The following is a 13,581-nucleotide window of genomic DNA, read 5'->3' on the forward strand; positions in this document are numbered from 1 at the left end:
CCGGCCGGCGGGTCTTCCGAGGAAACGGCGGGTCGGCACGTTCGCGGGTGCGCACAACTCCTGCATACGGGCAGGGGTGACGCGCTCATTCCGGCACGTGGGAGCGAAGTGCAGGAGTTGTGTCGAGCTTCAGGCCGTGCCCGAGGCCGCGACACGGCGCGCGGCCCGCCGGACCGACTCCGGCACCGGCGTGCCCGCCACCGTCTGGGCCGAGGTGACCGGGTCTTCGGCGATGACTCGCAGCGGCAGCATCCCGGCCCAGACGGTGCGATCCTCCCCGTCGCCGTCGACCTCGACGAGCGAGCCGGCGTTGTCCTTGACGCTCGCCTCAGCCAGCGGGATGCGCAGCACCATCGTCGCCGCGATCTCTCTCGCGGTCATGGGCCGCACGTCTTCGCTCCGCCCCGGCATGAGGTGCTCCGACAGCGTGAGCAGGGCCCGTTCCTTCTCCTCGGCAGGGACGACGGATGCCACGGCGTGCACGACCGCGCAGCGATAGCGCATCGAGCTGTCGAACAGCGAGCGGGCGTACTTCAGGCCCATCAGGTGCGTGACCGTGAGGCTTACCGGGGCTCCCGCGGCGATGCGGCGGAAGAAGTCGCTGCCGGTCGAACCGTGCACGAGCAGGTCATCGCCGTCGCGACCGATCCCGACGGGAAGAGCCACCGGGCGGCCGTCACGGACGATCGCGAGGGTGGCGAACAGGGCGGTGTCGATCACGTCGTACAGGGCCGCGCGGTCGGTGCGCTGGTGGTGGGCGCCGCGGCGGACCCGGGTCAGGGTGGTCAGGGACAGGTCGGTCATGGGTTCAGTCCACGCGAGATCGTGGTCCATGTCATAGTCCGCTTTTCTCGTCTTCTCGTGGACCAGTGAGAGAATCCGAGGCATGATCTCCGCCGGCATCCTGGATCGCGAATCGCCCGTGCCCCTGCACGAGCAACTCGCCCACAACCTCCGTGCGGCGATCCTGGCCGGGCGGACGAGCGGGGGAGAGCCGGTCCCTTCGACGCGCGCGCTCGCCGCCGACCTCGGGATCGCGCGGGGCACGGCCGTGGCCGCCTACGAGATCCTCGCGGGCGAGGGATACCTGGTGACGCGCCCCGGCGGCGCGACCGTGGTGGCCGAGGTCGTCGGCTCCGCGTCCCGCGCCGTCGAGAGGGAGCGCGAGGCCCCACCGACGCAGGCCCCCACCCTCGTCGACCTGCGCCCCGGGCGGCCCCACACCCTCGGCATCGCCGACGCCGCCTGGCGCTCGGCCTGGCGCCGCGCGGCCGCCGTCGATCCGGCACCCGACCTCGACGACGTGCGCGGCGATCCTCTCCTACGCGAGCAGATCGCCCGGCATCTCGGTCGCACCCGAGGGCTCGACATCGCCCCCGACGAGGTCATCGTGACGGCGGGGACGAGCGACGCGATGATCGTGACACTGCTCGCGCTGACGCCCCGGAACGTCGGCCGCCCGCTACGGGTGGGCATCGAGAACCCGGGGTACCCGCGGGCCCGCCGCATCCTGCACCGGCTGGGGGTCGAGGCGGTGCCGATCCCGGTGCGGCTGGGCGACGGCCTCGACCTCGACGCCCTGGAGGCCCGCGCCGATCTGGACGCCCTCGTCGTCACGCCCCACCATCACTACCCCCTCGGAACGCGGCTGGACGCCGTCGCCCGCGCGAGACTGCTCGCCTGGGCCGCGCACACCGGCGCGGTGATCGTGGAAGACGACTACGACAGCGAGTTCCCCCACGGGCGGGCTCCGCTGCCCCCGCTTCACCTGCTCGATCCCGCGCGGGTCGTCATGATGGGCACGCTGTCGAAGGTGTTGAGCCCGGCTCTGCGGACAGGGTGGATCGTCGCCTCCGGCGAGCTGCGCGATCGCCTCGTCGCGACGCGGACCGACCTCGACCCGCCGGTCGCGCAGGTGCAGCAGCGCGCCCTGGCGCTCTACCTCCGGGAGGGCGCGCTCGCGCGGCACACCGCCCGTCGCCGTCGCGACTACCGCCATCGTCGCCGCCTGCTTCTCGAGGCCTTCGCGCAGGTCGAGGGGGTCGAGCTGACCGCGATGGACGGCGGGCTGCACGCCGTCGTGCTGCTGCCCGGGGCCGGGCCGGAGGTCGAGCGGGCGGTGGTCGCCGAGCTCGCGGCGCGGGGAATCCTGGTATCCCCTCTCTCGGGGTACGCGGTACCGGAGACCGCCGTCGATGTGCCCGCGGGAGTCGTCTTCGGTTACGCCGAGCCGTCGACGCCGCTTCTTCTGCGCGCGGTGGCGGAACTGATCGCGAGCGTGCGCGCCGTCGTTCGGGCGTCGCGGCTTGACCCTGACACGGTGTGAGGAAGGAGAACAGAAGCATGTTGTCCATCGGAGCGTTCGCGCAGATCGGCCAGGTGACCCACAGGATGCTCCGGCATTGGGACACCACCGGCCTGCTCGTCCCCGCGCACGTGGACGAGCGCAGCGGTTACCGTTCGTACGATCCGTCGCAGCTCGAGCGGCTGCACCGGATCGTGGCGTTGCGACAGCTCGGTTTCGGTCTCGAGGACGTCGCGTCGATCTTGAAGCAGGGAGTGGATGCCGATCGCATCGCACTTCTCCTTCGTGAGCGGCGCGTCGAGGTGGAGCATGAGCATCGGATCGCCGCCGCGCGGCTCGTCGACGTGGAGCGACGCCTCCACCTCATCGAGAGAGAGAAGCACATGCGAGAGATCGAGATCGTTCAGAAGTCGCTGCCCGCCGTCCGCCTTGCCGCCCGTCGTCGCCTGGTCGCCGACGGCGCCGAGATGGCGGACGTCGTCGGACCTGCCTTCGACGCCGTCGCCGCGGTCATCGGCGCCCAGAAGGGTGCGCTGGACACCCCGATCGCTCAGTACGCCGCTCGTGAAGACGGAACCGAGGTGATCGCCGGGTATCTGTACTCCGGTGGCGAGCGTGATGGCGTCGAGATCGTCGACCTCCCCGCGGTCGAGGTGGCCGTGTGCGGGATCCATCTGGGATCGATGGACCGGATCGCCGAGAGCTGGCAGTCCGTCCACGCACGGATCCTGGAGGGAGGATTCGTCCCGTCCGGCCCCTGCCGCGAGTTGTACGTGCGGGCCGAGTCCGACCATCAGTCCGACTGGGTGACCGAATTGCAACAGCCGGTCGTCGCGGTCTGACGCGACGAGTCGACTGATTCGCGCTGACTTCCGGGCGCTCGCCGGCTCTCACTGCCCGAGGATCTCCAGCGCCGCCATCGCCGCGTTCTGGCCGCCGATCCCGCTGACCGCCCCGCCGCGCTGAGCGCTCGAGCCGCACAGCAGGACGCGGGCGTGCGGAGTCGCCACGCCCCAGCGTTCGGCGGGGGAGTCCGCCGGCGCCGACAGCCACGGCCACGACAGCGCGCCGTGGAAGATGTCGCCGCCGATCATGTTCAACGACTCCTCGAGGTCGCGTGTGGTCCGCGCCTCGATGCACAGCCGGCCGTCGGGTGCCCGCAGGATGCAGTCGCGCAACGGCTCCGCGAGGACGGAATCGAGCGAGGCCTGCGCCGCGGCGAGCAGGCGGGCCCCGGCGGCCACGGCATCCGTGTCGTCGATCAGGCGGTGCGGGACCTGCAGGCCGAACATCGTGAGCGTCTGCGCGCCCGATGCCCGCAGATCCTCGCCGAGGATCGAGGGGTCGGTCAGCGAATGGCAGTAGATCTCGACAGGGAGCGGTTGGGGGATGAGCCCTCCGGATGCCGCCACATGAGCGGCATCCAACTGGGTCATCGTCTCGTTGACGTGGAAGGTGCCCGAGAAGGCGGCCTCGGGGGTGACCGATTCGTCGCGGAGGCGGGGGAGGCGAGAGAGGAGCATGTTGACCTTGACCTGCGCGCCCTCGGGCTCGTCGGCCCCGGTGGTCGCGGCGCCGCCCGCGGACAGCAGCCGATCGAGAACGGCGCGACCGACCCCGCTGAGCACGAGGTCGCCGTGGAACACCTCGGAGCGGTCGGTCATGGTGTGCACGTCGCCGTCGGGTGAGACCGAAATCACCTCGACGCCCGTGACGATCTCGGCCCCCGCCTCGCGGGCCGCCCGCTCGAGCTCGGCCGTGACGGCCCCCATGCCGCCCACCGGGACGTCCCAGTCCCCGGTCCCGTCACCGATCACGTGGTACAGGTAGCAGCGGTTCTGGGCGAGGGAGGGGTCGTCCGACGACGCGAAGGTGCCGATCAGCCCGTCGGTGAGGGCGATGCCGCGCACCAGGTCGCTCTCGAACGATGCGCGCAGCAGATCGCCCAGCGGGCGCGTCGTGAGGGCGTCCCACAGCTCGTCGTCGCCGACGCGCTCGCGCAGCTCGTCAGCGGTGGGGAGCGGCTCGGTCATCGTGGGGAAGACGGCTTTCGCCACCGGAGCGAGGCGCTCGCCGAAGGCCGCGAACCGCGCGGCCTCGTCGGTGTCGCCGAGGGTGCGCGCGAATGAGCCGGCGGTCGCCTCGGCATCGTGGGTGTCCACGAGGATGCCGCGCGTGGGGTCGGTCGGGTCGGGCGTGTACGAGGAGTGCCGGCGGCGGCGCAGCTCGAGGCGCAGACCGAGGTCGTCGATGATCTGCTGCGGGAGCAGGCTCACGAGGTAGGAGTAGCGCGACAGGCGCGCATCGACCCCCGCCCAGGGGCGCTCCGACACGGCGGCGCCGCCCACGGCATCCGATCTCTCGATCACCACCACGCGTCGCCCTGCCCGGGCGAGATAGGCCGCGGAGACGAGGGCGTTGTGCCCGCCCCCCACGATGACGACGTCGTACCGGCGAGAATCCGAAGCGGTCATGACCCCACGCTAACGACGGCGACGAATTCGTCGCAGGGGGTGGCGCACGTAGCCTGGATGCCATGACTTCCGCAGCCGACCTGCTCGAGATCGCCACGCGCATCGCCCGGGAGGCCGGTGAACTCGCCCACCGCCGTCGCCGCGAGGGCGTGACGGTCGCCGCGACCAAGTCGGCCGCGGCCGACATCGTCACCGCCGCCGACCGCGAGGTCGAAGCCTTCATCCGTGCGGAGCTGGCGCGCGAGCGTCCCGACGACGGGTTCTTCGGCGAGGAGTCGGGCGCCGAAGAGGGCACCAGCGGCATTACCTGGGTGGTCGACCCGATCGACGGCACCGTCAACTACGCCTACGGCATTCCGGCGTGGGCCGTGAGCATCGCCGCCGTCGAGGGCACCGCGCAGACCGCGTCGTGGACCGCGCTGGCCGGGGCCGTGTTCAACCCCGTGACCGACGAGCTCTTCCGCGCCTCGCGTGGCGGGGGAGCCTGGCTCGGTGACCAGCGCCTCTCCGTCAGCGAGGTGGGCCCGGCCGGCGGACTCGTCGCCACCGGTTTCGGCTACAACCCCGAGACGCACGGTCCCGCTCTGGCGCAGCTCTCGCGCGTCATGCCCATCGCGCGCGATGTGCGCCGGATCGGTGCGGCGTCTCTCGATCTGGCATCCGTCGCCGCCGGCCGCGTCGACGCCTACTACGAGCGCGGGACGCACCCGTGGGATCACGCCGCCGGGGCGCTGCTGGTCGAAGAGGCCGGCGGGGTCGTCGGGGGAGCCCCGGGTGGACGCCCGGGCAACGGAATGGTCATCGCGTCGGGGCGGGAGTTCTTCGAGCGCCTCGAGCCGCTGCTCGACTACGAGCGGTGAGCGGGAACGCTGTCATGGCATTCCCAGACCAGCCGGGGTAGGGTGTTTACCAGTTCGTTATCTTCCGCAACCCGAACCTGCGGAGATGGCCAAGCCCCCACAGCCCGAAGCCGTCGCGCCTGCGACACGACACGAGAGCCCTTCCGCGTTGCCGTCAGAAGCCTCTGAGACTGAGCCCGCCGTCACCCGACGGTCTCGTCGCCCCCTCCCCACGCCCGCTCCCGAGACCACGCCCCGGCTGACCCGAGCCGAGATGCGCCGTCGTTCCGCGAGCGAGACCCCCGTCGCCACGATCGACGCCCCCGCGATCGACGCCCCCCAGAAGGCCGCCGACCCCGCCCCGGTCGACGCCGACGCCGCCTCTCAGCCCGAGCTGATCGAGGCCGTCGCCGCCGCCGTCGTCGAGACGGTCATCGCCGCGACCATCGAGCCCACGCTGCCGCCGCGCGACACGGCCCCCGTCGAGAAGGCTCCGGATGCCACGGCCTCCGGCACCCTCGAGGTCACCGTCGTCGACGAGCAGCGTCGGTCCGACGACGTCGCCGTCATCCTGCAGAGCGCGGACAGCACCGTCGCGACCACTCCGGTGTCGCTGCCGACCTCGCCCATCACTCTTCCCGCGAGCCGTCGTTCGCGCCGCCGCCCCCCGGCCTCGGTCATCCTCGACTCGACGGTGGACGAGACCTCGACCTCGGTCGAGCCGGTCGCCGAGACCATCGCGCCCGCCGTCTCTCCCGGGGCCGAGCGTCGAGCGAAGTCGTCCGCTGGGCGAGCCTCGAAGCCCGTCAGCGAGCAGGCCGCCACGGAGCAGCCCGCCATCGAAGCCTCCGCGACCGACACCGCTGCTGACGAGTTCGAGACCGCTGCCCGCCTGTTCGCCTTCACCGGCGAGACGCCGACGCAGCAGGCGGCACCCGTCGAGCCCGCTCCCGAGCCCGTCTCCGAGGGTCTCCCCTCGGCGGCCGCTCCCCGCGCGCGCCGCAACGTCCGTCGGGTCGCCGCGACCTCGTTCTCGATCGGCGTCATGGGAGTCGTCGGACTCCTCACCGTCGGCATGACGATGCCCGTCAGCGCGATCGCCTCGGCGAGCGGCACCGACAGCATCACCGCCCCCGCGTCCGACACCGCGACCACGCGTCTCGCCGTCGGCGGCGACGTCGCCTCGGCCGACGGGGCGATCCAGGCCTACGTTTCGCCGGCCCAGTCGCAGTCGGCGATCGTCGACCGCGCCGACGGCTACAGCGCCACCACCTACGCCAAGATGGCCGTCGACTCGGGCATCAAGTACCCCTCGAACTTCTACGTGAACGACCCGACCGCGGCCATCCAGTGGCCCTTCGCCGTCGGTGTGTCGATCTCGTACGGTTTCGGCATGCGTGACGGCGGGTTCCACGAGGGTGCCGACTTCGTGCCCGGCGAGGGTGCACCCGTGCAGGCGATCGCCGACGGAACCGTGCGCATCGCGACCGAGCAGGGTGGCGCCTTCGGCGTGACCGTGCTCATCGACCACGTCATCGACGGTCAGCTCGTCTCGAGCCGGTACGGCCACATGCAGTACGGCTCGCTCCAGGTGACCCCCGGCGAGAAGGTGCACGTGGGTCAGTTCCTCGGACGCACCGGTAACACCGGCCGTTCCTTCGGCGCGCACACCCACGTCGAGATCCTCCAGAACGGCACCACCCCGATCGATCCGATCGCGTGGCTGCGTCAGCACGCCGGAGGGTGACCCTCGATTCGTGTGAGAGTGTCGCTTTCTGATATTCTCTTCTAGTTGCCCGGAGCGATCCGGGTACGCCCCGATAGCTCAGTGGCAGAGCACTTCCATGGTAAGGAAGGGGTCGTCAGTTCAATCCTGACTCGGGGCTCCAGGCATCCTCATTCGAATTCAGGATGCTGTGCGGCGGGGTAGCTCAGTTGGTGAGAGCGCACGACTCATAATCGTGAGGTCGCGGGTTCAAGCCCCGCTCCCGCTACCGATTCCTGACGGTACACAGCGAGATTACGCGGCAAAACGTTGCGGACGCCGTATAACCGATTGCATTTGTGCTCATCGCTGTGGCCACTTATTGGCCATTTATGCCTGTACGAGCGGTGGCCAGAAGATATTGGCGCGGGTGTTCCCGATTGCCGCGGGCTGGAACCGATAAACGAGTCATGGGTGCGTCGGACGCGGCGCTTTGCGCGCCCGGCCTGGGTGGCTTCGCGGTGTCGATCCAAGTCCCCGGCGGAGGAGTCGAGAACGCGGCCGAGCTCCAAGACCGCTGGGCCGTCCTGGAGCTGAAAGCAGCGAGCAACCACCGCCAGCAACACATCTACCTCCGCTTCCGCGTCCTTCGCTATCTTCGCCAGGCCGCCGACCCGCGACTTCTTCCCAGCTTCTCGGCGAGGCCATCGAGACGGCGGAGCGCATAGGACTTCGTCTCGGCGATAGTCTGCGCTGCGCCGTGCAGGCTCGACCACGTCACCTCGGAGACGCGGCCGACGTGCTCGCGCTTGAGCATGGCGTCGTCGATGACCAGGCCGACCCCGATCATGCGGGCGAGCGCACTGTCCTTCTTTGCCCGAAGGACGTCGTCGACCCTCTCGTCGATGACGGCGAGGTAATTCGTGATCTCCTGCATCGTATGCTGCATGGCGAGCTGGACCATGATGCCTGCGGCTCCGGCGAGCATCGCCGGGTTGGTGAGCATAGATCCGACCGTGCCGGGCTTCACGAACCCAGAATGTTCGGATCTTGCCCTTGCTCGTGGTCACGATGGCGCGGCTGACGCTGGTGACGCGGTGATCGTCGGGATACCGGATCGACGGGGCGACAGCACAGACGTGCCGGAGGCAATCATTGAGTTGACAACACCCGCGCGGCGCTGGCGCGTCGAGTACCTAACCGAATCTGATGCCCGGTGGCGTCAGAGTGACGTTCGGCACGACGACGTCTGGGAGCGATGGTGTGGGGCATGGTGCTTCTGGAGCGTGCGGCCGACGTGAAGAACGTCCGGCTAGCTCCGTTCATAGAGCCCGCCACCGATGCCATCTCGTCCGACTGACTCAGCAGCCACTTGAGCAGCACTTCGCGAGCATGATTGAAGCTTCGGACACGCAAGCCCCCAACGATGCGGACTGGAAGAGATTCACCCACAGGGCTCAATTTGGTCACCTCAGTCGCCTGCGTCGTGGCGAACTGGCGACGCGCAAGACGCCCCGACGAGCCGGTCACTCCGAGCTGGTTCGCCGATGTGCGGCGCAACATTGAGACAGGAGACAGCTACCTCACGCCTGGTCGAAGATTTTGCGATGACGCCGGGTCATTTCGACAGCGGAGTGCGATTGAGAATCCAGCCAATCATGCCCGCCCCACTCGCTGCAGACAGAGCCGCTATATCCGTGTCGCCGAAGGGCGTCCTTGACATCTCGGGTCTGATCGACTGCACCTCCACGTTCGTCGAGATCCCAGTACTTCATGTGTACTGCCGTGACGTCGTCGAGGAAATCTTCCCAGTCGGTCATGGCCGAGCACCCGAATCGGCGAAACGGCATCTCTAGGCGCCGGACCGCTGCCGGGGGGAGGCCGATTTTTCTGATCGCGGCCTGCGTCCGATGCCATCCGTCACTAGCGCGGCTCCGCCAGAGGCCCTCAACCTCGGCGATGAGTGTGTCAGGAACTCCGTCGGCGAGGAGAGCGTCTCGCCAGGTTGGGGGGAAGTCGGGCATGACGAGGCTGGTGTCAAAGACGAACCCCAAGTGATCGGTATCAAGCTCGTCCCGCTGTCGACGGATTTCGTCGATTGCGGGGGAGTCAGGTCGAGCGCCGGCTTGAACCTCGAACAAGAGCTTCACCCCCCATTTCTCGAGGTCAGGCAGAATTCGCTTGCGGAGGTCTGCGTCGACGCTTCCGAGCCCAATCCGGATACCAAAGAATCCCATGGCCGATGCTGCATGGGCTTGCCGGGCAAGTATCTCGAGGTCGTCGGTCATGGAGCGCGGGCCCCGCGCGTCGATGCGCTGATCGAGGTAGACACCCATCATCGTCGGCGTCAGGCCGGTAGCGTCGATGCTGCGCCGGAACGCGTCGATCTCGGTGCGCGCGAAAGCGGGGAAAGAGTCGAAATGCTGTGCGGCATCGATCTCAACGGCGTCAGCAACCGCGGCCTCGGCCACGCCTCGGAGGAGCTCATCGGCGGTTCGCTCGCGCTCCTGCAGTTCGTTAGTGAAAGAGAACATCGTGACCGCCCACGTCATGTCGGGTGAGGTGCCAGCGTCGGAAATTCGCATGCTGGCAGCATAGGCACATGCTCTTGACTTGGGTAGGTAATACTCTTACTGTTTCACCGTGACGATGGCGACGAAGCTGCTGCATAGGGACGCGGTGTCAATAGATGACGCCTCCGTCCGGGTCACGATCGGCCTGCCTTGGTATCGAGCGATTCCGTGGGCGGGTGTCGCGGCGTTGGCTATCGAAGTGGATGGGCGTGACCTCGGTCCGGTTCACCAGATTGATGGACGCGACGCGTCTCGTTTAAGCCTCAGGGGTGACTACTGGTCGATTCAGAGATGGGCGCAGCTCGTATTTGCGCCCGCTCCCTGGCTGCAAGTGGGAACTCCCGCAGTTGTTCGCGCGCGGATGAGTCTGCGCATTCCCGGCCCGCTTCAGGCTGACGGCAGCCCTCTCCCTGTCGAGTTCGCGGCCGAACGGCTTGTCAATGTCGCCTCGTCCATCGACTCCCTTAAGCGGGGTTGATCGGCTTTCCGTACTACTTCACACCCACAGCACAACCCGATGAAAGGTCAATGATGCCCAAGAATCACCTCGTATCTCGGCGCTCTGTCGTCGTGCCGCTGGCGCTGCTCGGTGCCTCCGTCCTCTCCCTCGCGTCATGCGCGTCGAACGGCGGGGGAGAGGCAGATCCGAACGCTCCAGTGACTCTGCGCCTGTCCGTCGAAGCTGGTGCGGTACGGGCGCCGATTGCCGTGATGGCGGATAAGTACTCCGAAGAAAACCCCAATGTCACCTTCGACGTGGAGGAGGTGCCTAATGAGCAGTACGGAGAGGTGCTGCGCACGCAGCTGCAGGGCGGCAACGCCTCGGACGTCTTCTATGTCACTGGCGGTAACGGCAACCCGCACTCGGCACTTCCCCTAGCGGAAGCGGGATATCTTGAGCCGCTCACCGACACCAGTGCCGCGGAGCTCTACAACGATCAAACGCGTTACCTCAGCGAGTGGAACGACCAGCTCTGGACGCAGCCTGTTGACTTCGTGCCCATTACCAACAACTACAACATTACGGCGGCGGAAGAATTGGGCATCAAGCCCCCCTTCCGAACGGTGGCGGAGGTGAAAGCGGCCTGCAAGACAGCGCAGGCTGGCGGTAAGACGCTGCTGCGGCTCGCCGGGTCGACGGTTCCGAACAACGGTTTGACAACTCTGCAGTTCGCCGCCACACGTGTCTTCGCAGACGAGCCGGATTGGAACGCCAAGCGTACGAACGGAGAGGTGACCTTCGCTGACACCGCGGGGTGGAAGGAGTCGCTCCAACTGATCCTCGACCTCCGAGACGCCGGGTGCTTCCAGAACGGTGTGGAGGCGGGTGTTATCGCCGACAACGTGCCGAATGTGGCGGCCGGCAACGCGATCGGTGCATTCGCGCCCGGCGGCGCCGTGGGCGACATGCGACGGATCAATCCGGACGCCTCTTTCATCTCGACGGCGTTCCCCGGGGACGCCGGCGAGGAGTACATGTTCGCTTCCCCGAGCAACATGCTGGGCATCAATGCGAAATCGGGGGCGAACGAGAAAGCTGCCGCCAAGGGGTTCCTCGCTTGGCTCGCGGAACCGGAAAACGCCGATGCGCTGGCCGAGACGAGCGGAAACCTCAGCATTCGCGCTGGCGCCGGGTCTGCGTTGCCCGAGCAGTACTCGTCCATTGCGACCTACTTCGAGCAGAACAACTACCAGCCGCTCGCCAACCTGGGCTGGCCGTCGCCCGAGGTGTACAACACGCTCGGCACGGGTGTTCAGGGTCTGCTGACCGGGCAGACGACGATCGATGACGTCCTTGCGTCTATGGACGCCGCCTGGGACGCCGCGAGCTGACGTGAGACGGAGGGTGCCGGCGTTGATCGTCGATCTCGTCGGCACCCCCAAACCGGAAGAGAAGGTCATGGTCACTGTTGCCCCTGTGCCAACGCCCGTTCCCACCGAGGTGGACGAACCACCTCGGCCGCGACGCGTGCGCCGCGCGCTCTTCGCGTCGTGGTGGTGGGCGATACCCGCCCTGGTCGTCGCGTTCGTCGTCCACTACCTGGCCGTCGCCGTCGGTGGGCTCTACGCCTTCACCGACTGGAGGGGGATCGGCGCCTGGAACTGGGTCGGCCTGGAGAACTTCATCCAGATCTTCTCCGGAGAACTCGGGCAGAGGTCGGTGTGGAACACGCTTCTGCTGGCCTTCGGGTTCGTCGTCGGGACGAACATATTCGGACTGCTGCTTGCGCTCGGACTGAATCGCGGCGTGAAGCTCCGGTATGTGTTGCGGGTCGTCATCTTCATGCCGACGGTGCTGAGTCCTCTCGCCGTCAGCTACATATGGCGCTTCATCTATCAGCCCGACGGGGCGCTGAATGGCTTCCTCGGAAATCTAGGCTTGGAATCCCTCCAGCGCACGTGGCTGGCGGATCCCCAGGCGGCCGTGTGGACCATCCTCGTCGTAATGGTCTGGCAGAGCACCGGAATGGTCATGGTCATCTATCTGGCAGGTCTGGCGGGCGTCCCCCAGGAGATCGAGGAAGCGTCGCTCATCGACGGGGCGAGTGTGTGGCAGCGCTTCCGGTACGTCACCCTCCCCAGCATCCGTCCGTCGGTCGTGATCGCGTCGACGCTCATGGTCATCCAGGGGCTGCGCGTTTTCGATCAGGTGATGGCGCTCACAGGCGGAGGACCTTTCAACGCGACGGAGACGCTCGCCACTCAGGTCTACAAGCAGACCTTCGCTTATGGGCAGTTCGGCTATGGAGCCGCCCTGTCCCTTGTCCTGACCGTTCTGATTCTGGTGATCTCACTCGTACAGCTCGCGCTCGTCCGAGGCCGGGGAGAGGCTCGCTGATGCTGACCAAGTACCGTCTGTCCACGCTGATCCGCGAGATCATCCTCGTCCTGATCGGCATCGCCGTCCTGATCCCGTTCTGGATCCTGCTCGTGACAGCCTTCAAAAGCCCCCTGGAGGCCGCCTCGTCGTCGGCTGTCGCACCTCCGATGGTTTTTGACGCGAGCGGATTCGTCCAGGCCGTCTCCGGTTCCGGCAACCGTAATGTGCTCGTGGCAATGCTCAATAGCACCGTCATCACGGCCGGAAGCGTCATCCTCCTCATCCTCATCGGTTCTATCGCCGCCTACACGATCGCGCGGCGTCCCGGTCGCTTGGGCAATGCGGCCTACATCGGTTTCGTCGTGGGCATCATCCTGCCCTTCCAACTCGCGATGTTGCCGACCTACGTGGCCCTGCGCTCGATCGGTCTGTTGGGCTCCCACGTCGGCATGATCCTTCTCTATACCGGACTGCTCATGCCCCTCGCCGTCTTCCTCTACACGGGATTCGCCCGCGTGGTCCCTGCTGACTATGAGGAAGCAGCGTCCATAGACGGGGCGAGCAAGTTCCGCATCTTCGTGAACATCGTCTTCCCTCTCCTCGCACCCGCGACGGGCACGGTGGCCATCATGACCGGGCTCATTGTCTGGAACGACTTCTTCACTCCGCTCATCTTCTTGAGCGGCTCGAAGGCAACCACTCTGCCGGTCATGATGTACAGCTTCGTCGGCGAGAACGCGACGCAGTGGAACGTCATCTTCGCCGTCGTGATCCTCTCGATGATTCCGATTCTCACCTTCTATCTCTTCGCCCAGAAAAAGTTCATCCAGGGCTTTGCCGGGGGCATGAAGGGCTGAACGCCGC

General features: G+C 67.4%; 11 protein-coding genes and 2 tRNA genes. 9 read left to right on the plus strand and 4 right to left on the minus strand.

What is annotated here, in order from left to right:
• Positions 1-129 precede the first annotated feature (129 nt).
• Positions 130-804 carry a pyridoxamine 5'-phosphate oxidase family protein gene (locus F9B98_RS13015; protein ID WP_150958150.1) on the minus strand — a complete coding sequence of 225 codons (675 nt, stop codon included), beginning with the start codon at positions 802-804 and terminating at the stop codon, positions 130-132.
• An 82-nt stretch (positions 805-886) separates the two neighbouring features.
• Between F9B98_RS13015 and F9B98_RS13020 the strand changes: the two genes are divergently transcribed.
• Both F9B98_RS13020 and F9B98_RS13025 read left to right on the plus strand, forming a co-directional pair.
• Positions 887-2,326, plus strand: a complete 1,440-nt coding sequence (locus F9B98_RS13020) for a PLP-dependent aminotransferase family protein (RefSeq protein ID WP_150958152.1) — start codon at positions 887-889, stop codon at positions 2,324-2,326.
• A gap of 17 nt (positions 2,327-2,343) precedes the next feature.
• Positions 2,344-3,147: a MerR family transcriptional regulator gene (locus tag F9B98_RS13025; protein ID WP_150958154.1), complete on the plus strand. Its 804-nt coding sequence runs from the start codon at positions 2,344-2,346 to the stop codon at positions 3,145-3,147.
• 48 nt (positions 3,148-3,195) lie between these two features.
• Here F9B98_RS13025 and F9B98_RS13030 read toward each other — a convergent pair whose 3' ends face one another.
• Entirely contained in the window at positions 3,196-4,779 is a 1,584-nt protein-coding gene (locus F9B98_RS13030; RefSeq protein WP_150958156.1) for a phytoene desaturase family protein, read from the minus strand.
• 62 nt (positions 4,780-4,841) lie between these two features.
• On the opposite strand from F9B98_RS13030, the gene F9B98_RS13035 reads away from it, so the two are divergent.
• The 4 genes from F9B98_RS13035 to F9B98_RS13050 all read left to right on the plus strand — a co-directional run bounded on the left by F9B98_RS13035 (position 4,842) and on the right by F9B98_RS13050 (position 7,612).
• Complete coding sequence (locus F9B98_RS13035) at positions 4,842-5,639, plus strand: inositol monophosphatase family protein (RefSeq protein ID WP_150958158.1); 798 nt, start codon at positions 4,842-4,844, stop codon at positions 5,637-5,639.
• Positions 5,640-5,892: 253 nt separating this feature from the next.
• A complete protein-coding gene (locus tag F9B98_RS15985; protein WP_191966840.1) occupies positions 5,893-7,365 on the plus strand; it encodes a M23 family metallopeptidase in 1,473 nt (490 codons plus the stop codon).
• Positions 7,366-7,432: 67 nt separating this feature from the next.
• Positions 7,433-7,507, plus strand: a tRNA-Thr gene (locus tag F9B98_RS13045).
• Positions 7,508-7,538: 31 nt separating this feature from the next.
• Positions 7,539-7,612, plus strand: a tRNA-Met gene (locus F9B98_RS13050).
• Between the two features lie 363 nt (positions 7,613-7,975).
• Here F9B98_RS13050 and F9B98_RS13055 read toward each other — a convergent pair.
• A complete protein-coding gene (locus tag F9B98_RS13055; RefSeq protein ID WP_150958160.1) occupies positions 7,976-8,329 on the minus strand; it encodes a hypothetical protein in 354 nt (117 codons plus the stop codon).
• 577 nt (positions 8,330-8,906) lie between these two features.
• A complete protein-coding gene (locus tag F9B98_RS13060; protein WP_150958162.1) occupies positions 8,907-9,908 on the minus strand; it encodes a hypothetical protein in 1,002 nt (333 codons plus the stop codon).
• Between the two features lie 645 nt (positions 9,909-10,553).
• Between F9B98_RS13060 and F9B98_RS13070 the strand changes: the two genes are divergently transcribed.
• The 3 genes from F9B98_RS13070 to F9B98_RS13080 are packed head-to-tail and all read left to right on the plus strand — an operon-like array spanning position 10,554 to position 13,574.
• Positions 10,554-11,729, plus strand: a complete 1,176-nt coding sequence (locus F9B98_RS13070; protein ID WP_191966842.1) for an extracellular solute-binding protein — start codon at positions 10,554-10,556, stop codon at positions 11,727-11,729.
• 22 nt (positions 11,730-11,751) lie between these two features.
• Complete coding sequence (locus F9B98_RS13075; protein WP_225310343.1) at positions 11,752-12,735, plus strand: carbohydrate ABC transporter permease; 984 nt, start codon at positions 11,752-11,754, stop codon at positions 12,733-12,735.
• On the plus strand, positions 12,735-13,574 hold the full coding sequence (locus tag F9B98_RS13080) for a carbohydrate ABC transporter permease (protein ID WP_150958167.1): 840 nt from the start codon (positions 12,735-12,737) through the stop codon (positions 13,572-13,574). Before F9B98_RS13075 ends, F9B98_RS13080 begins: the two co-directional genes overlap by 1 nt.
• Positions 13,575-13,581 lie beyond the last annotated feature (7 nt).

It is taken from the genome of Microbacterium testaceum StLB037 (assembly GCF_008763945.1).
Lineage (GTDB): Bacteria > Actinomycetota > Actinomycetes > Actinomycetales > Microbacteriaceae > Microbacterium > Microbacterium testaceum_G.

Coding starts and splice junctions, on each gene's coding strand:
- F9B98_RS13030 (WP_150958156.1), bottom strand. CDS start 4,779: ATGACCGCTTCGGATTCTCGCCGGTACGACGTCGTCATCGTGGGGGGC.
- F9B98_RS13035 (WP_150958158.1), top strand. CDS start 4,842: ATGACTTCCGCAGCCGACCTGCTCGAGATCGCCACGCGCATCGCCCGG.
- F9B98_RS13060 (WP_150958162.1), bottom strand. CDS start 9,908: ATGCGAATTTCCGACGCTGGCACCTCACCCGACATGACGTGGGCGGTC.
- F9B98_RS13055 (WP_150958160.1), bottom strand. CDS start 8,329: ATGCTCACCAACCCGGCGATGCTCGCCGGAGCCGCAGGCATCATGGTC.
- F9B98_RS13025 (WP_150958154.1), top strand. CDS start 2,344: ATGTTGTCCATCGGAGCGTTCGCGCAGATCGGCCAGGTGACCCACAGG.
- F9B98_RS13020 (WP_150958152.1), top strand. CDS start 887: ATGATCTCCGCCGGCATCCTGGATCGCGAATCGCCCGTGCCCCTGCAC.
- F9B98_RS13080 (WP_150958167.1), top strand. CDS start 12,735: ATGCTGACCAAGTACCGTCTGTCCACGCTGATCCGCGAGATCATCCTC.
- F9B98_RS13015 (WP_150958150.1), bottom strand. CDS start 804: ATGACCGACCTGTCCCTGACCACCCTGACCCGGGTCCGCCGCGGCGCC.
- F9B98_RS15985 (WP_191966840.1), top strand. CDS start 5,893: ATGCGCCGTCGTTCCGCGAGCGAGACCCCCGTCGCCACGATCGACGCC.